Here is a 17613-nt window from a genome sequence, read left to right on the forward strand (position 1 = left end):
GTGCTGTCGGGGACCCTGGGCATGGTCGCCTCGACGCACTGGCTGGCGTCCGGCGTCGGGATGCGGGTGCTCGAGGCTGGTGGCAACGCGTTCGACGCGGCCGCTGCGGCCGGGTTCACGCTGACCGTCGTCGAACCCCACATGAACGGCCTCGGGGGCGACGCCCCCCTGCTCGGCCACCGCGCGTCCGACGGGCACACGTTCGTGATCTGTGGGCAGGGCACGGCACCGGCCTTGGCGACGATCGAGGCGTACCACGACCTCGGGCTCGACCTCGTCCCCGGGACCGGTCACCTGGCCGCCGTCGTGCCCGGTGCGTTCGGCGCCTGGCTCGACCTCCTGGCCCGGTACGGCACGCTCCCGCTGGCCGACGTGCTCGCGCCCGCCATCGCCTACGCCCGGGACGGGTTCCCCCTGGTCCCCGACGCGACCGACACGATCAGCGCCGTCGCCGACCTGTTCACCGACCACTGGCCCTCGTCGGCCGAGGTCTACCTCCCGGTCCCGTCCCCCGGCACGCGGTTCACCAACCCGGTCCTCGCCGACACGCTCTCCCGGCTGGCCTCCCAGTCGGGGACTCGCGAGCAGCAGATCGAGGCCGCCCGGCGCGCGTTCTACGAGGGTTTCGTCGCCGACGCCATCGACTCGTTCGTGTCGGGCACCCCGGTGCTGGACTCGTCGGGCCGCGAGCACACCGGGTTCCTGCGAGCCGACGACCTGGCGGCCTGGCGGGCCACGGAGGAACCCACGGCCAGCGTCCGGTTCGCCGGGCGGACCGTCCACAAGACCGCCGCCTGGGGCCAGGGGCCGGTGCTGCTGCAGCAGCTGGCCATCCTCGAGGCCCTCGGCATCACGCCCGACGTCGACCCCGTCGACCTCGTGCACACCGTCGTCGAGGTGGCCAAACTCGCGTTCGCCGACCGCGAGGCCTGGTACGGCGACGCGCCCGACGTCCCGCTGGCCACGCTCCTGTCCTCGTCGTACGCCGCCGACCGCGCCCTGCTCGTCGGCGCCACGGCGGCCGAGGGGCTGCTGCCCGGCTCCCCCGAGGGCCGCACCCCGCACCTCGCCGCGAGCCTGTGGGGGTCGGCGCACGTCGTCGGCTCCGCCCCCGGGGTCGGAGAACCCGTGACCACCGCCCGCCCCCCGAGCGGCGACACCTGCCACATCGACGTCGTCGACCGCTGGGGCAACCGCGTCTCGGCCACCCCGTCCGGCGGCTGGCTCCAGTCGAGCCCGGTCGTTCCCGGCCTCGGGTTCTCGCTGCCCACGCGCGCGCAGATGTTCTGGCTCGAGCCCGGCCTGCCCGGTTCCCTGGCCCCCGGCCGTCGCCCCCGCACCACCCTGAGCCCGGGCATGCTTCTCGACGACGACGGCACGGGCATCGCGTTCGGCACCCCCGGCGGTGACCAGCAGGACCAGTGGACCGTCCCGTTCCTGCTGCGCCTGCTGCTCGGCGGCCTCGACCTGCAGGCCGCGATCGACGCGCCCACCTGGCACTCCACCCACATCCCGAGCTCGTTCTACCCGCGCACTCACACGCCCCGCGGAGTCGTCGCCGAGTCCCGACTGGGCGCACGCGTCCTGACCGCCTTGGCCGGCCGCGGCCATGCCGTCCACGACGCCGGACCCTGGTCGCTCGGCCGCCTGAGCGCCGCCGGCGTCCGCCGCGACGGCCTCCTGGTCGCCGCCGCCAACCCCCGAGGCATGCAGGGCTACGCCGTCGGCCGCTGAGGTTGCTAGGCGCCCTATCTGTGCGCCCGACCGCCTGCGTTTTCGAGCCGCCCGAGCCGCGGATTGTTCGCTGGGGAGGACGCAGTTCTCGTCGGGCGGGTGTGCGAATCTAGCCGCTCTAGTGACGGATGTGCACAGATGTGGCAGCTCCGGCACCTCAGGAGTTCACTCCTGCCACAAGCGCGGCTAGGTACGTGCCAACTGCCTGCTCGACCTAGCGCCACTTGGGACGCGTGGGACTGTCGAGGCCAATCGAGCACCTCACGAGTTCGCTCCAGCAACTCCGGCACCAGGTGGCGCTAACTCGGTTCCCATCGCCCGGCCGCCGCGGGTTGGGTGCGCCGATCTAGCCGCTCCAGTGACGTGTGGGCACAGGAGTGGAACTCCGGCACCTCAGCAGTTCACTCCTGTCGCAAGCGCGGCTTGGTCGACGCACTCCGCGAGTCGGGACCAGACCGGAGGTCGGTCTGGACCGCGCTAGCAGCCAGGCGATCGAGATGCGAGATTGTGGAGAACGCCGGACGGACGGTGTCCGGTTTCGGTAGGTTCACCGCATGCTCAGGGGGAGTTGGACTCGTCGATCGCTCGCGTCAGTGGCGCTCGCGGGGACCTTGATGCTCGCGGCTGGCTGCACCAGCAACGCTGAGAAGGACCCGGATCCGACGACGACGAAGTCGCCAGCCCCGACCCCGACGCCAACACCAACCCCGACGCCCGATTCGGTCGACGTGACGGTGAAGCCGGATCGCCCGGCAGCGATGGATGGGCCGCCGAGCCTCGATGCGGCCGTAGCCGTAGCGGAGTACTTCACGTTGCTCTACCCATACGTCTACGCCACCGGCGACCTCTCGGAGTGGACGGCGCTGAGTCATCCCGAGTGCAACTTTTGCGCGAGCGTTAACGCCAACGTCAGCGACATCTTCAGCAAGGGGCAGCACAGCGAGGGCGGGAAGACCAAGGTTCTTGCAAGGGACGCGGTCGAGATCAGTCCCGGCGCTTCCTACACCGCCACTATCGACTTCACAGAAGATGCATCGTCCACTGTGGACGCAAGCGGCGTGGTCGTTGAAGACTTTCCCGGCCAAACGACCAACCGCTCCACACTGGTCGTGCTGTGGGCAGACGACGCGTGGTTGATCCGCGGAGTCGACGTGGAGGACCTTCCACAATGAGAGCTCAGGTCGTTGCCTCGCTCTCTACCGCGACGCTGCTTCTCGTCGTCTGCGCGACGGGCGCGACCGCAGGCAAGCAGCAGGTCGAGAGCAAAGACGACACCATGGTGGCCTCGGCCGCGGAGGGAGCGCGGGCGGAGCGTGACCAGGACGCGGCGGGCCATCCCGAACTGCGACTTTCCGAGTTCCGGCGCGGGCTTGCGTGTCAGCCGCCGGGGCCGGCGGGGTTGCAGGATCAGGCGGCGACGTTGACCGACACGGAGCTCAACGGACCCTGCGCCGGGCCGACGGTGCCGTTGAACGACTGTGCGGGCGACCCGCCGGTCATGCCGCTGTGGCGGCACACGCGCACGGCTGTCACGGCGGAGTGGGAGCCCTACGTCTACGCGGCGCCCGGCGGGTGTCCCGGTGAGCTGCTCCCGCAGCTGAGTGCCGCGGACTTCCGGGTGCTGCCGATCGCGCCGTCGACGATCCAGGTGCAGCCCGACCGGGGGTGGGTGCTGGTCAACATGGACACGATCGTGCTCACCGACCCCGCCGAGCAGACGTTCCGCACGACGCTGCTCGGGTACGGCGTCGACGTCGTCGCGACCCCGACGCAGTTCACGTGGGACTTCGGCGACGGCGCCCAGCACCTCACGACGACGAGCCCCGGCCACGCCTACCCGAACCAGGACGTCGTCCACGCGTACCGGGAGCTCGGGACGGCCGCGGTCACGCTCACCACGACGTGGTCGGGGCGTTATCGCGTGGACGGTGACGACGACTGGCACGACGTCGTCGGGACGGCCCAGACGACGAGCACCGCGGCACCGTTCGAGATCGTCGAGCGGCGCTCGCACCTCGTCGCGAAGGACTGCAACGAGGACCCGCACCAGGTCGGCTGCTGAAGAGCGCGGCTCAGCGCAGGCGCGGGGTGGTGTCGCGGAGGATGACCTCGGTGAAGACTGTGCGGATCTCGGGCTCCTCGGCGGGCTCTGCGAGGGCGAGCTCGGTGGCCAATCGGCCGAGGTCCCGCAGAGGGATGCGTACGGTCGTCAGGGCCGGGGAGACGTCCCGCAGGGTCGGGAGGTCGGTGAAGCCGGCGAGGGCGACGTCCTGGGGGACGCGGATGCCGGCCTTCCGCATCACGGCCATGGCACCGAGCGCCAGCATGTCGGCGACGGCGAACACCAGCTCGGGCAGCGGCCCTCGCGCTATCAGGGTGTTCATCCCCTCCTCGCCACCCTCGCGGGAGAACGGAGTGTGGACGATCGCGTCGTGGGGAATCTCGGTACCGCGCTCGCGCAGGGCGAAGGCGAATGCCTCGCGAAGGTCGCGCGACGGAAGGTGCTCCTCGGGGCCTGCGATGATCGCGAACCGGCGGTAGCCGAGGTCGTGCAGCGTCCGCGCGAGCTGTGTGGCGCCGTGTGCGTTGTTCACGACGACGGTGTTCACGCCGAGGATGGGCTGCCCGATGAGCGCGGCCGTGCCGCCGGTCGCGCGGTAGTCGGCGAGCGCCAGGCGGAGCTGGTCGTTGATCTCGACGTCGGCGCTGCGACCGCCGGAGACGATGATCGCGCGGGTGCGCTGACGACGCATCAGGTGGATGAGGTCGATCTCGCGCGCGGCGTCGTTCCGGCTGCTCGCGAGGGTCATCTGCAAGCCGGCGGCGTCGGCGGCCTCGGCGACACCGGCGGCGATCGCGGAGAAGTACGGGTCGGCGATGTCATGGACCAGCAGGCCGAGCGAGGTCGTCCGGCCGCGCGCCATGGCCTGAGCGTTCGCGTCAGGCGTGTAGCGCAGTCGCAGGGCGGCGGCCAGGACACGGTCGCGCAGCTCGGCACCCACCGTGCGGCTCGCGGAGCCATTGATCGCCCGCGACGCGGTGGCGAGCGAGACGCCAGCCTCGCGCGCCACGTCGCTCAGCGTCACAGTCATGATCGGAGGGTAGGGGGCAAACGCTTCCACGTCTGCCAGATCCGCAGATTCGTACCGATCAGTACGATGTTGTGTCACGAATTTCATCCGCCGAAAGTGGACGCTCGTCCATCTGGTCGAGCGCGCCGCAGCGCGGGGGCCTCAGCGAAGGGTGCGCTTCGCAGCCAGGACGCGCAGCACCGCCTCGTCGACGAGGCCGGCGAACGACGGGTCCGACGACGCCTTCTCCCTGAGCGCCTGGATCATCTCGGGCAGCACCGTCGGGTCCTTGGACGCGAGCACGATGTCGCACCCCGCGCTGATCGCGTCGACGGCCCGGTCGCCGGGGCTCCACGCTGCGACCTGCTCGGCCGCGGAGACGTCGTCGGTGATGACGACGCCGGCGAAGCCGAGGGTGTTGCGCAGCAGCTGGTCGACGACGACCGGCGAGAAGGCTGCCGGCGCGGAGGGGTCGATCTGCGTGTAGATCGCCGTCGAGACCATGATCATCGACGTCCCGCGCTGGATGGCGTGCGTGAACGAGTCGATCTGCACAGAGCCCGGCCCGGTGGTGGTGTCGGTGACGTTCGCGGTCGTGTCGGTGTTCCCGGTGACCTCGCCCAGACCGGGAAAGTGCTTCACGGCGGTCTCGACGCCGGACGCCTCCATCCCTGTCGCGAACGCGTCGGCGTGCGGGCCGACCGTCTCGAGCGTGTACCCGAACTCCCGGTCGTAGTGGCCGATCGGCGCGTTCTGGTCGGCCGTGGCCTCCGAGGGGATGTCGACGACGGGAGCCATGTTCAGGTTCACGCCCGCCGCAGCCAGCTCGGCGCCCCAGGTCGTCGCCGCAGCGTGCAGGTCGGCGGGCGACATCGCGCCCTGGTCGAGCGCCGAGGGCATGGTGCTGAACCCAGGCCCGGTGAGCGTCTGGACCTGCCCGCCCTCCTGGTCGACGCCGACGAAGAGCGGGGTGTCGTGCGACGTCGGCTGCTCGGTGAGCTGGTGCACGAGGTCGAGCACGGGCTGCGTCCCGGCCGACGATCGGTTCTGCAGGAACACGTTGCCCACGTGCAGGTCTGTGACTGAGCTGATGCTGGCCGACTGCGGGGCCGCGAGGTTCACGCCGACCATGACGAGCTGGCCGATCTTCTCCTCGAGCGTCCAGCCCGCGAGCGGGTCGGGCTCGGCGGTCGTCGTCGGATCCGGGTCTGCCGTCCCGGTGCACGCGGCCAGCGCGCAGACGAGGGCAAGGACAACCGGGAGGGCACGACGACGCATAGGCGCATCCTGCCTTCTCCACCTTTGGTCCGAGGCGCGTGTCGGACTCGTCTGATTCGATGGAAGCCATGAGTGCGCTCACGATGACGTCCCTCAACAAGAGCTACGGCACCGTCCAGGCGCTGCGCGACCTCTCTCTGGAGGTCCGCGCAGGCGAGATCGTCGGCTTCGTCGGCTCCAACGGTGCCGGCAAGTCCACGGCCATGCGGATCACGCTCGGGGTGCTCGAGGCCGACTCGGGCGAGGTCCGCTGGGACGGCCGTCCCATCGACCTCGACGTCCGACGACGCATCGGCTACATGCCCGAGGAGCGCGGCCTGTACCCGCGCATGCGCGTCGGCGAGCAGCTGACCTACCTCGCGCGGCTGCACGGGCTCGACGCCTCGTCGGCAACCTCCGCCATGGAGCACTGGACCGAGGTGCTGGGGATCGCGGAGCGGCGTGGCGACGAGGTGCTCAAGCTGTCGCTGGGCAACCAGCAGCGCGTGCAGCTCGCTGCGGCGCTGGTCCACCACCCCGAGATCCTGGTGCTGGACGAGCCGTTCTCCGGTCTGGACCCCGTTGCGGTCGACGTGATGAGCGGCGTGCTGCGGGACCAGGCCGAGGCCGGCGTGCCGGTGCTGTTCTCGTCGCACCAGCTCGAGCTCGTCGAGGCGTTGTGCGACCGCGTCGGCATCATCAAGAGCGGGTCGCTCGTGGCGTTCGGGGACATCGAGGAGCTGCGCCGGACGGACACGCGGCGCTGGGTGGTCGACGGGCCGCCATCACCGACCTGGCTCCCTTCCGTGCCGGCGGCGTCGCTGGTCTCGTCGGAAGGCACGCGGACGGTCGTCGAGGTCCGGGACTCGTCTCTGAGCGCGGTCGACCAGGAGCTGCTGAGAGCAGCCCTCACCGTCGGGCCGGTGCGTGAGTTCGCGCGCCAGAGGCCGTCGCTGACCGAGCTCTACCGGCACGTGGTGAGTACCCCGGAGACCGCCCCCGCGACCGCGCAGGCGGTGAACGCATGAGCGCCACGTTCCATCCCGTGAGCTCCTGGGAGGCGGTCCGCATGATCGCGGGCCGCGAGATCACCACCCGGACGCGCTCCAAGGCCTTCATCTGGACGACGATCGCCCTCGTCGCCGGCGTCATCCTCGGCGGCGTCGTCATCCACCTCGCGACGTCGGGCGGTGACGACGGACAGACCGTGGGTCTGACCCCCGAGGCGGCTTCCGTCTCCGAGATCCTCGTGGGCACCGCACAGATCTCCGGCGTCACGGTCACGACGCAGGACGTGCCGGACCAGGCAGCGGGCGAGCAGCTGCTCCGCGACGGGGACATCGACGCCCTCGTCACGTCCACCGACCCGTTCACGGTGATCGTCCACGAGACCGAGCCCGCGTCGCTGACGCCGGTCTTCACGTCGGTCGCGCAGCAGGCCGCGCTGACCTCGGCGATCACCGACCTGGGTGGCAACCCGGCCTCCGTGAGCTCCGAGATCGCCTCGGCGACCCCGACGGTCACCGCGCTCGAGCCGCCGCCCGAGCGCGACGCGGCGCAGATCACCGCCGGGTTCGTCTCCGGGATCCTGCTGTTCATCACGCTTATCTCTGCCGGTCAGCTCGTCGCGCAGGGCGTCGTCGAGGAGAAGTCGAGCCGCGTGGTCGAGCTGCTGCTGGCCACCGTCCGGCCCTGGCAGCTGATGGCCGGCAAGGTGCTCGGCATCGGCTTCATCGGGCTGGCCCAGATCGTGCTCGTCGTCGGCGCCGGTGCGGGGACCGCGGCCGCGCTGGGTCTCGTCGACGCCTCGAACCTCAACGTCGGCCTGACCGCCCTGTGGGTGGTGATCTGGTTCATCATCGGGTTCACCACGTACGCGCTGGCGCTGGGCGCCCTGGCGGCGCTGGTCTCGCGGCAGGAGGACGTCGCCTCGGTGACCGCGCCGGTGATGACGCTGATGATGGTCCCGTACATCATCGGCGTGAGCATCGCGCCGTGGGACCCGACCAACCCGCTCGTGGTCGCGCTGTCGTTCATCCCGTTCTGCGCGCCGTTGATCATGCCCATCCGGATCGCCCTGGGCGAGGTCGCACCGTGGGAGGTGGCCGTGTCGCTAGGCCTCTCGATCGCCGTGATCCCGGTGCTCATCTGGCTCGCCGGACGCGTCTACTCCAACGCCGTGCTGCGCAGCGGGGGCCGGATCAAGCTGAAGGACGCACTTTCGGCGGGGTGATTCCGCTGGTCAAAAGGGCTGTAACCGTTGCATCTGGACATCTGTCACAGAGAGACTGCCGGACATGTCGGCATCCTTGGGCGGAGTCCCCTTGCGCCCGCTTCCCGACGAGACCGTGCCGCTGCGCCCCGCGGACATCGACTCGGCCGCCCGAGTCCTTGCCGCGGCGCTCGCCGACGATCCCGGGTTCGTCCACCTCTTCCCCGTCCGCGCCCGCCGCCAGCAGGAGCTGCGCGCCCTGTATCGGATGACGTTGCACGACGCACTGGAGCACGGCCACGCCTTCGTCACCCGGCTCAACGGGGCTGTGACCGGCGCAATCGCTCTCTACCCACCCGGTACGTACCCCATGACGCCGCGCCGTTGGTGGGCCCAGGGGCTGCGGATCGCGCGCATCGCGATGCATACGCGGGAGCACTCGCTGGGCCTGATCAAGTTCGGCGACGTCACCGCATCGGGCGTCCAGACCGACTGCTGGTACGTCGAAGCGCTCGGCGTGCACCCCTCGCTGCAGCGCTCGGGGCGCGGAAAACGGCTCATGGCGGAGGTCTTCCGGCTCATCGACGCACCCGGTGAGCCCTCCTACCTGGAGACCACGAAGCCCGACAACGTGGCCTACTACGAGGCTCTCGGCTATGACTCCGTGCGCGATCCGGTGGTCCTGGGCGACGAGTCCGCGGGTCCATGGGTGTTCCCCATGCGGCGCGCAGCCGTGCCCACCTAGTTAAGGTTTGAACCATGGAGCTGGTGGACTACGTCTCGACCTTCATCTGCGTCGCGCCGGACTCGGCCGCGGTCGGCGGCACCGTCCCCGCCGCCGAGGGCACGGTGGCGTCGGCCATGTACGAGATGCTCTCGTCGGCCCCGCCCTACACCTACCGCAGCTCCGACGTGATCTTCACTGTCTGGGCGGACCGCAACGACGTGCCCGCCGAGACCCGCCCCGAGGTGTGGCCCACGTTCTTCCAGGGGCCGCACGCCTGCCTGCGGTCGTCGGACCTGGGCAAGAAGTTCGGGTGGGGCATCCACGCCGACGCCGACGGCCGGCTCGCCGTCTACGCGCTCGGCACGCCCGAGTACGCCGCCCTGGCCGCGGGGTTCTCCCGCGACGGGTCGCCGGTGAAGGTGACCCGGGCGTTCCGGTCCGGCCGCTGACCTCTCGTGAGCGAGCCCGACGACTTCGTCCCTCGGGGGCACCCGCTGTCGCGACGGATCGTCGCGGGCCTCGTGATCGTGGCGCTGGTGCTCTCGGCGATCGCCGTGGGTGTCGCGATCGCGCACGCGCAGTGGGGCCAGCCCGACCCGGTGGAGCAGCAGGACGTCGTCCCGGCGTGAGGCCTATGAGGCCAGCTCGGCAGGCTCCGGCCGGCTGATCTCCTCCCACACCTCGTCGAGCGAGAGCCCGAGGACCTCGGCGATCGCAGCGATCGTGGGGAAGGCCGGGGTCGCGACGCGGCCCGTCTCGATCTTGCGGAGGGTCTCCGGGGAGATGCCCGCGTCGAGTGCGGTGTCGAGCATCGAGCGGTCGCCCCGCGCGCGACGCAGCAGCGCACCGAGGCGTTGCCCGCGCTCGACCTCGTCGGCCGTGAGCGGCAGTCTGACCATGGCTCCGATACTAATACCGGGATACTGTTACCGGGATAGTTATTGGAACGCCACGGAAAGAGCACCATGATCGAGATCCTCAACCCCGCCGAGGTCGCCCGCGGCCGGGAGACCGGCGCCCTGGTCGCCGGCATCCTGCAGACGCTCAAGACCCGCAGCACCGTGGGCACCAACCTGCTCGACATCGACCGCTGGACGAAGGCCATGATCGACGAGGCCGGCGCCGTGTCCTGCTACGTCGACTATGCGCCCTCGTTCGGCCGCGGGCCGTTCAGCCACTACATCTGCACGTCCGTGAACGACGCCGTGCTGCACGGCCTCCCCCACGACTACGCGCTCGCCGACGGCGACCTGCTGTCCCTCGACCTCGCCGTCTCCCTGGGCGGGATCGTCACCGACTCGGCGATCAGCTTCGTCGTGGGCTCGTCGCGACCGACGGAGAGCCTCGCGCTGATCGACGCGACCGAGCGCGCGCTCGCCGCGGGGATCGCCGCCGCCGGCCCAGGCGTACGCATCGGCGACCTCTCGCATGCCATCGGCACGGTGCTGAGCGCCGCTGGGTACCCGATCAACACCCAGTTCGGCGGGCACGGGGTCGGATCGACGATGCACCAGGACCCCCACGTCACCAACACCGGCCGCCCCGGCCGTGGCTACACGCTCCGCCCAGGTCTGCTGCTCGCGCTCGAGCCGTGGGTCATGGTCGACACCGACGAGCTCGTCACCGACCCTGACGGCTGGACGCTGCGCAGCGCGACCGGCTGCCGGACCGCGCACAGCGAGCACACGATCGCCATCACCGACGACGGGGCGGAGATCCTCACGCGGGCGTGAGCGGGCAGGTTGCAGGGACGGTCGGCGTCCGACGGCCGTGAGCGTGCGCTAGCCCTGCGCCAGCTCCTCCGTCGCGACGACCCCCGCCTCGCGCGCACGGCTCAGGAAGTCGACCAGGACCTCCAGCTGGGACTCGTCGTACCCGTTCAGCAACGACTCCATCGAGCCGTTCATCCCGCTGTACAGCTCGTAGATCTCCGCGCCGCGCTCTCGAGCCGCACGCACGACGACGGCTCGCCGGTCTGCGGGGTCGCGCTCGCGCACGATCCAGCCGCCCTTCTCCAGGCGGTCGAGGATGCCGGTCATCGTGGCCGGGTGCAGGCCGGCGGAACGGGCGAGGGCCGAGGCACCCAGCGGTCCGTTCCGGCTGATGATGTCGAGGCAGTCGAGGTCGACGTCGCGCATCTCAAGGCGCTGGCCCACCTGGTGGTTGAGCAGGGCCAGCTGGATGCCCAGCTCACGCATGTTGTCGCGCACGGCCACGGTCAGCCGACGCTTGCGCCGTCGCTCGTCGGCAGATAGTTCGGTGCTCATATGTTACGGTCCTCGTATCTTCTCGTTCTCCAAGGAGAACCTACACCGGGACAGGAGCCGAGCCCATGAAGCTCACCATCGTCGCCGCGACCGGCGGCATCGGACGGCAGATCCTCGAGCAGGCCGTCACGGCGGGGCACGACGTGACCGCCGTCGTGCGCGACCCGTCACGGCTGCCGAGCACGACCGCACGCGTGATCACCGCAGACCTCAACGCGCCCGACCAGAGCACGCTGATCAGCGCCGTCGCCGGGGCGGACGCCGTCCTGTCCGGCCTGGGCGCCCGGACCAAGTCCGACCAGGGCGTCGCGACGCACGGCACGCGGGCGATCATCGACGCGATGCACGCGGCCGGGACCAAGCGCCTCGTCGTCGTCAGCGCGGCGCCCATCGGGACCGTCGCCTCGCCGCAGATCCCGAACCCGCCGAAGTACGACGCCGGCGACGGCTTCTTGATGCGGCACCTGTTCGCCGGGTTCGCCAAGACCATGTTCAAGGACCACTACGACGACCTCGCCCGCATGGAGGACGTCGTGCGCGGCAGCGGCCTGGACTGGACCATCGCCCGCCCGCCGAAGCTCACCGACAAGCCGCTGAGCGGGACCTACCGGATCGCGCTCGACAAGAACATCGTCGGCGGCTGGTCGATCGGCCGGGCCGACGTCGCCCACCTCATGCTCGCGCTCGCCACAGACGACACGACGATCCACCACGTCGTCGGCGCCGCCCACTGAGCCCGCGCGTCCTGAGCGTGTGGGTCCCGGCGGCGACAATGGCGCCGTGACCCTGCTGCTCCTGCTCGACGACGATGCGCGCACGGACGTCGTCGTCCTGCAGGAGCTCACGGACGAGGGCGTGCTGGTCGGGTCGGCGACGGTCCTCGTCGGCGACCTGCCCGAGACCGTCCGGGAGCGCGAGGCCGAGAAGCCGCGATGGGTGTGGGACGACACGTCCCGCCGCTACCCGCCGCTGCTCGAGGCCGGCGTGCACGTGGAGAGGGCCCACGACCTGCGGCTCTGCCACGCGATCCTGCGCCGGAGCGTGTACTCGCAGGGCTCGACGCTGGCGCAGGGCCCGCGGACCGCGTGGGACGGACCCCGGCCCGGCGCACCCGAGCCGGTCGAGGTCAGCCTGTTCGACGAGGAGCGCCCGGAGACCCTGGACTCCGCCGACGAGCTCCGACGTCAGCTCGACGCGCTGAAGAACGCCGACGAGCCCGGCCGGCTCCGGCTCCTGCTGGCCGCCGAGTCGACGGGCGCGCTGATCGCCGCGGAGATGAACCACGTCGGTGTGCCGTGGAGCGTCGAGGCCCACGACCGGATCCTGACGGAGATGCTCGGGCCGCGGCCCTCGTCGGGGAGGCCCGCCAAGCTCGAGGCACTGGCCGACGAGGTCCGCGCGGCCCTGGCCCAGCCGGCGCTCAACCTCGACTCCCAGCAGGACCTGCTGCGGGGCCTGCGCGCGGCCGGCTACGACGTGCAGTCGACGAGCCGGTGGGAGATCAAGGAGATCGACCTGCCCGCCACCGAGCCACTGCTCGCGTACAAGAAGCTGGCCCGTCTGCTCAGCGCCAACGGCTGGGCGTGGATGGACACGTGGATCCACGACGGCCGCTTCCGCCCCGACTACGTGCCCGGTGGCGTGGTGACCGGGCGGTGGGCGACGAGCGGCGGCGGCGCGCTGCAGCTGCCGGCCAGCATCCGGGGCTCGGTGCGTGCCGACGAGGGCTGGAAGCTGGTGGTCGCCGATGCGGCACAGCTGGAGCCGCGCGTGCTCGCAGCGATGTCCGGGGACGCGGCGATGGCGGCGGCGGGCCGGCACGCCGACCTCTACCAGGGCGTGGTCGACGCGGGGATCGTCGAGACCCGGGCCCAGGCCAAGGTGGCGATGCTCGGCGCGATCTACGGCGCGACCACAGGCCCGAGCGCGATGCTCATGCCCCGGCTGACGCAAGGGTTCCCGCGGGCGATCGCGCTGGTCGAGGCCGCCGCGCGGGCCGGGGAGCGCGGCGACGTCGTCGCGACCTGGCTGGGCCGGACCTCGCCCGCACCCGACGCCGCATGGCAGGAGGCGCTCGCCGCGGCGTCGGCGGAGGGCGCGGGTGCCGACGACGTGCGCGCCGCGCGCAGACGCGGGCGGGACTGGGGGCGGTTCACGCGCAACTTCGTGGTCCAGGGCACGGCCGCCGAGTGGGCACTGTGCTGGATGGCGTCGCTGCGGCGTCGGCTGAAGGAGAGCCAGGCACACCTGGTCTTCTTCCTGCACGACGAGGTCATGGTGCACGCGCCGCAGGACGAGGCGCCGAACGTCGCAGACGCCATCCGTGAGGCCGCGATCGAGGCCGGGCACCTGCTGTTCGGCAACACTCCGGTGGACTTCGCGCTCAACGTGGCCGTCGTGGACAGCTACGACCAGGCGAAGTAGGTCAGTGCAGGACGATCTTCAGCAGGATGACGACCATCCCGAACGCGACCGCGACCGCCGTCTCCCCGATGAGCGGCCATCGGCGCGCCCCCGCCCGCCAGGCCGCGAGCGCACCGGCCGCGCCGAGCATCGCGACCGTGAACCACAGGGCCAGCCACGCGGCGTCCGTCAGGTCCATGCCGAACAGCCGGCCGGCCGCGAAGACGATCAGCGCGGGCAGGCTGCCGATCAGGACGGCCGTGTTGTTGCGCAGCGCGTGCGCGAGCCGCCGCCCGGTCGAGTGCTCGTGGTCGTGGAACCGACCGCCGATCGCGTCGACGTACACGTGCGCGAGCCAGTAGGTGACGTTGACCAGCAGCGTCGCGAAGAGCACGGAGCGGCTGTCCTCCGCGTGCGCGCTGGAGACGGCCAGGATCGAGCCCGAGACGAGTGCGCCGTAGAGGAACTCGTCGATCTGACGTTCACGCACGATCCTCGTCGCGGCGCGATGGATGGGGTGGTGGTGGGTCGCCTCGTCCGTCACGTCGTCCAGTTTGGCCCACGTGGGCCGACGGCGGTGCGACGATCACCAGATGAAGCGGATCGGAGCTGCGGCACTCGCCCTCGCGGCGTTGCTCGCGGTGCTGCTCCGGGCCAGTCCGCGCCCCACGGCTCTCTTCTACCGGAGGCGCTTCGACCGCAACGGCCTGCGCCGCTCGCTCGTCGCCGCGGCCTACGTTCCCGACGGAGTGACGACCGTCCGTGACGTCCCCTACCGCCCCGGCGACCGCGACGCCCTCCTCGACGTGCACCACCCGCCCGGCGCCCGCGGGGCCCGGACGACGATCGTGTGGGTGCACGGCGGCGCGTGGCTGTCCGGCGACAAGGACCACATCGCCAACTTCCTGCGCGTCCTCGCGGCCGGCGGGTACACCGTGGTGGGCGTCGGCTACTCGATCGCCCCCGAGGCCCGGTACCCCACGCCGGTCCGCCAGGTCCTCGACGCGCTCGGCTACCTGACCGCGAACGCGGAGGCGCTGGGCATCGACCCGGCCCGGCTGATCCTGGCCGGCGACTCGGCGGGCGCACAGATCGCCGCCCAGGTCACCGGCATGATCACCAACCCCGGGTACGCGGCGATGATGACGATGCGCCCGACCGTCGACCCCGCGCAGGTCGTCGGCACCGTCCTGTTCTGCGGCGCCTACGACCTCAACCTCATCCGCGCGCTGCGCGGCCGCACCCGGTGGTTCGTCGACTCGATCATGTGGGCGTTCACCGGGACCTCGCGCTACCTCGACGACCCCCGGTTCGCCGGCCTGTCGGTGGCCACCCACGTCACCGCCGACTTCCCGCCCACGTTCCTGGCCTGCGGCGCCGACGACCCGATGATGGCCCACCAGTACGTGATGTCCGACGCGCTCGAGACGGCCGGTGTCCGGCACGAGACCCACATCGCCGCGGATGCCGGTCACCAGTTCCAGCTCGACCTGTCCAGCCCCGCCGCCCACGACGCGATCACCGCGGTCCACGCGTTCGTCGCGACGCTCAAGCCATCCCGCACGACGTCCTGACGAACTCGTGCAGCGCGCCGCGGAGCTCGTCCGACGACGCGACGTAGAACACCGGCTGCGGCACCCCGTCGACGGTCGAGTGGATGCCGAAGAACGTGCCGCGCTTGTCCTCGGCGACGGCGTGCGCGTCGCAGCGTGACGGCACCAGCTGCAGGGGGATCGTCGCCGGTTCACCGACGACTGGCCAGCTCGTCGCCCCGCCCACCGGCGCCAGCAGCACGGTCCCGTCGACCTGGGTGATCTGCACGACCGGGCCGCCGTCTACACGTTTGACCTGCAACGACACGGTCGCGGCGAGCCGTCCGTCCACCGGGGCGGTCGTGATCGCGTCGTCCAGCGACAGCGTCGCACCCTCGGCGACGGCAGCCGCCGCGCAGTCCTCGCCGTGGATGCGGGCGAGGTGGCCCTGCGGGTCGTCCGGGGTCACGACGAGGGTCGAGCGCCGGTCCGCGTCGTCGACCAGGTCCAGCTCGACGCTCGCCGGGCCGGATGTCTGGCTCGTGCACACGGGGTCGCCGAGCTGGACGGACACGTCCCGGTCGACGCCCGCGCGCACCGGTCGCTCACGGTCGCTCGTCGCGACGCCCTCGTCGTCGGGCGTGACCAGCCGCGCCTGGGCCACGGTGACGTCCCCGGGGCCGGCGTTGGTGACGCGGATCTGCACCACCCGCAGCGTCCAGTCGCTGCGCGCCTGCCGCATCTCGACGGAGAGCCCGGCGAGCACGTCCGTCGGGATCGGCGTGGGCGTCGGCTCCGGCGACCCACCGGCGGAGCATGCCGCCAGCGCGAGCACGCCGAGCACGCCCACGGCGAGCGCGCGACGTCCCATCCCCTGATGGTGCCTGCTCAACCGCCCCGGACGTAGTGAGTTTGGGGACGGGCACTCCCCCTGCGAGTGCCCGCCCCGAGCGGCACGGTCAGGCGGAGTCGCGGATGTGGAGCGTCGGTTCGAAGATCACCGACGTCACACGACGGTCTGGCTCGGCGATGGTGTCGAGCAGGATCTTGGCCATCTCGATCGCCATCTCCTCGATGGGCTGACGGACCGAGGTCAGGGACGGCCGGGTCAGGGCGCCGACGGAGCTGTCGTCGAACCCGATCACCCGCACGTCGTCGGGCACGCGACGGCCGGCCCCGTTGAGGGCCTCGATGGCACCGAGCGCCATGAGGTCGTTGGCGGCGAACAGCCCGTCCAGGTCGTCGTGCCGCGAGAGCAGGGCGGTCATCGCCTTCACGCCGCTGTCGAACGTGAAGTTGCCGAACTCGGCAGGGACGAACGCCTGGCCGTGGCGCGCCATCGCGTCCTGGAACCCGGAGAGCCGGTCGGCGGCGGACCCCACGTCGAGCGGGCCGGAGATCGCGGCGACGTGCCGGCAGCCTCGCGCCACCAGGTGCTCCGCGGCGAGGCGGGCGCCGTCGCGGTTGGCCACGTCGACGAAGCTCAGGGGGATCGGGTGCGACGGGCGCGCGAACATGACGGCGGGCAGGCCCGCGTCCACGAGCAGGCCCGGCATCGGGTCGTCGGCACGCGTGGAGACGACCAGCGCACCGTCGGCGTTGCCGTTGCGCAGCGAGCTGAGCACCCGCGCGCGGTCGTTCTCGGTCTCCGCGAGCATGAGGATCGGGTCGACGTCGTGCGGGCGCAGTGCGCGCAGCATGCCGCCGACGATGCGACCGAAGAACGGGTCGGCGAAGTCGATCGTCGACAGGGCACCCTCGACGCCCTGGTCCTCGACGCCGGAGACCACGACGATCACGGCGCCCGTGCGGCGCGTGACCAGGGACCGGGCTGCGAGGTTGGGCACGTAGCCGGTGGTCGCGATGGCGGCCTTGACCACGCTCTGGATCTCCGGCGCGACGGCGCGCTTGCCGTTGACGACGCGGGAGACGGTCGCCCGGGAGACGCCGGCGACGCGCGCGACGTCCTCGAGCGTGGGTGCGCCGCGACCGAGCCCGGACACGACCGGCAGACCGCTCGGCGGCGTCGCCTCGAGCGTCGAGACAGGACCCCCAGCTTCCGGGGTGCCCCTCCTGTCGTCTTCCATGCGCTGAAATGTACCAGCGTGGGAGAGCGCTCTACCCCGTTCGGACCAGCGTCAAGGGGCTTTGGACCCGCGTTCGGCCACGATTTCGTGCTCAACCGGCCGATCCGAGGCCAAACAGTCACCCGTCCGATGCCATTCCTGGCTATGCGAGCGGGTGAAAACGGGTATAGCGTCCCTCCCGGAGCCAGTCGAGACGTCCCTCCCACCCGCATCGCAGCGTCAAACGCCCCGACGCAGGCTCCGGCGATAGAGCGCTCTCCCACAGAGACGCGACAGCGGTACCGGCACCAGCTCAACGAAGAACTGCAACGCCCGGCGCACGG

Annotated in this window: 19 protein-coding genes; 12 read left to right on the forward strand and 7 right to left on the reverse strand. The window is 71.3% G+C overall.

Annotated elements, in window-relative coordinates; all coding sequences use genetic code 11:
* Positions 1-21 precede the first annotated feature (21 nt).
* From AC1DUE_RS05655 to AC1DUE_RS05665, 3 genes are all read left to right on the forward strand, one after another.
* Positions 22-1734 (forward strand): gamma-glutamyltransferase family protein, encoded by a 1713-nt coding sequence (locus AC1DUE_RS05655; protein WP_477038542.1) that lies wholly within the window; start codon positions 22-24, stop codon positions 1732-1734.
* Positions 1735-2288: 554 nt separating this feature from the next.
* The gene (locus AC1DUE_RS05660) at positions 2289-2906 is read left to right on the forward strand and encodes a DUF6318 family protein (RefSeq protein ID WP_477038423.1); all 618 of its coding nucleotides are present in this window, start codon (positions 2289-2291) and stop codon (positions 2904-2906) included.
* A 248-nt stretch (positions 2907-3154) separates the two neighbouring features.
* The gene (locus AC1DUE_RS05665; RefSeq protein ID WP_477038424.1) at positions 3155-3796 is read left to right on the forward strand and encodes a hypothetical protein; all 642 of its coding nucleotides are present in this window, start codon (positions 3155-3157) and stop codon (positions 3794-3796) included.
* A gap of 10 nt (positions 3797-3806) precedes the next feature.
* Here the strand turns inward: AC1DUE_RS05665 and AC1DUE_RS05670 are convergent, their stop codons facing one another.
* Both AC1DUE_RS05670 and AC1DUE_RS05675 read right to left on the reverse strand, forming a co-directional pair.
* Positions 3807-4826: a LacI family DNA-binding transcriptional regulator gene (locus tag AC1DUE_RS05670; RefSeq protein ID WP_477038425.1), complete on the reverse strand. Its 1020-nt coding sequence runs from the start codon at positions 4824-4826 to the stop codon at positions 3807-3809.
* A 141-nt stretch (positions 4827-4967) separates the two neighbouring features.
* Positions 4968-6083 carry a glycoside hydrolase family 3 N-terminal domain-containing protein gene (locus AC1DUE_RS05675; protein WP_477038426.1) on the reverse strand — a complete coding sequence of 372 codons (1116 nt, stop codon included), beginning with the start codon at positions 6081-6083 and terminating at the stop codon, positions 4968-4970.
* A 68-nt stretch (positions 6084-6151) separates the two neighbouring features.
* Between AC1DUE_RS05675 and AC1DUE_RS05680 the strand changes: the two genes are divergently transcribed.
* The 5 genes from AC1DUE_RS05680 (at position 6152) to AC1DUE_RS05700 (ending at position 9630) form a co-directional block, all read left to right on the forward strand.
* Entirely contained in the window at positions 6152-7090 is a 939-nt protein-coding gene (locus AC1DUE_RS05680) for an ABC transporter ATP-binding protein (protein ID WP_477038427.1), read from the forward strand.
* Positions 7087-8295: an ABC transporter permease gene (locus tag AC1DUE_RS05685; RefSeq protein ID WP_477038428.1), complete on the forward strand. Its 1209-nt coding sequence runs from the start codon at positions 7087-7089 to the stop codon at positions 8293-8295. Before AC1DUE_RS05680 ends, AC1DUE_RS05685 begins: the two co-directional genes overlap by 4 nt.
* Positions 8296-8359: 64 nt before the next feature.
* The gene (locus AC1DUE_RS05690) at positions 8360-9019 is read left to right on the forward strand and encodes a GNAT family N-acetyltransferase (protein ID WP_477038429.1); all 660 of its coding nucleotides are present in this window, start codon (positions 8360-8362) and stop codon (positions 9017-9019) included.
* A gap of 14 nt (positions 9020-9033) precedes the next feature.
* Positions 9034-9450: a DUF6157 family protein gene (locus tag AC1DUE_RS05695; RefSeq protein WP_477038430.1), complete on the forward strand. Its 417-nt coding sequence runs from the start codon at positions 9034-9036 to the stop codon at positions 9448-9450.
* A 6-nt stretch (positions 9451-9456) separates the two neighbouring features.
* Entirely contained in the window at positions 9457-9630 is a 174-nt protein-coding gene (locus AC1DUE_RS05700; RefSeq protein ID WP_477038431.1) for a hypothetical protein, read from the forward strand.
* Positions 9631-9633: 3 nt separating this feature from the next.
* Here the strand turns inward: AC1DUE_RS05700 and AC1DUE_RS05705 are convergent, their stop codons facing one another.
* Positions 9634-9900, reverse strand: coding sequence for a helix-turn-helix domain-containing protein (locus AC1DUE_RS05705; RefSeq protein WP_477038432.1), 267 nt, complete (start codon positions 9898-9900; stop codon positions 9634-9636).
* 66 nt (positions 9901-9966) lie between these two features.
* On the opposite strand from AC1DUE_RS05705, the gene map reads away from it, so the two are divergent.
* Entirely contained in the window at positions 9967-10734 is a 768-nt protein-coding gene (map, locus tag AC1DUE_RS05710) for a type I methionyl aminopeptidase (protein WP_477038433.1), read from the forward strand.
* A 48-nt stretch (positions 10735-10782) separates the two neighbouring features.
* Here map and AC1DUE_RS05715 read toward each other — a convergent pair whose 3' ends face one another.
* Positions 10783-11268, reverse strand: coding sequence for a MarR family transcriptional regulator (locus AC1DUE_RS05715; protein WP_477038434.1), 486 nt, complete (start codon positions 11266-11268; stop codon positions 10783-10785).
* Positions 11269-11333: 65 nt separating this feature from the next.
* Between AC1DUE_RS05715 and AC1DUE_RS05720 the strand changes: the two genes are divergently transcribed.
* A complete protein-coding gene (locus AC1DUE_RS05720) occupies positions 11334-12002 on the forward strand; it encodes an NAD(P)-dependent oxidoreductase (protein ID WP_477038435.1) in 669 nt (222 codons plus the stop codon).
* A gap of 46 nt (positions 12003-12048) precedes the next feature.
* The gene (locus tag AC1DUE_RS05725) at positions 12049-13692 is read left to right on the forward strand and encodes a bifunctional 3'-5' exonuclease/DNA polymerase (protein WP_477038436.1); all 1644 of its coding nucleotides are present in this window, start codon (positions 12049-12051) and stop codon (positions 13690-13692) included.
* A 1-nt stretch (position 13693) separates the two neighbouring features.
* On the opposite strand, the gene AC1DUE_RS05730 is transcribed toward AC1DUE_RS05725, so the two are convergent.
* On the reverse strand, positions 13694-14215 hold the full coding sequence (locus AC1DUE_RS05730; RefSeq protein WP_477038437.1) for a hypothetical protein: 522 nt from the start codon (positions 14213-14215) through the stop codon (positions 13694-13696).
* Between the two features lie 49 nt (positions 14216-14264).
* On the opposite strand from AC1DUE_RS05730, the gene AC1DUE_RS05735 reads away from it, so the two are divergent.
* Positions 14265-15245, forward strand: a complete 981-nt coding sequence (locus tag AC1DUE_RS05735) for an alpha/beta hydrolase (RefSeq protein ID WP_477038438.1) — start codon at positions 14265-14267, stop codon at positions 15243-15245.
* Here the strand turns inward: AC1DUE_RS05735 and AC1DUE_RS05740 are convergent.
* Together AC1DUE_RS05740 and AC1DUE_RS05745 are read right to left on the reverse strand one after the other, a co-directional pair.
* Positions 15220-16074 carry a hypothetical protein gene (locus tag AC1DUE_RS05740; RefSeq protein ID WP_477038439.1) on the reverse strand — a complete coding sequence of 285 codons (855 nt, stop codon included), beginning with the start codon at positions 16072-16074 and terminating at the stop codon, positions 15220-15222. The genes AC1DUE_RS05735 and AC1DUE_RS05740 overlap by 26 nt on opposite strands.
* An 88-nt stretch (positions 16075-16162) precedes the next feature.
* Positions 16163-17290 carry a LacI family DNA-binding transcriptional regulator gene (locus AC1DUE_RS05745; protein ID WP_477038440.1) on the reverse strand — a complete coding sequence of 376 codons (1128 nt, stop codon included), beginning with the start codon at positions 17288-17290 and terminating at the stop codon, positions 16163-16165.
* Positions 17291-17613 lie beyond the last annotated feature (323 nt).

The sequence above is a fragment of the Cellulomonas sp. P4_A2 genome (genome assembly GCF_056402515.1).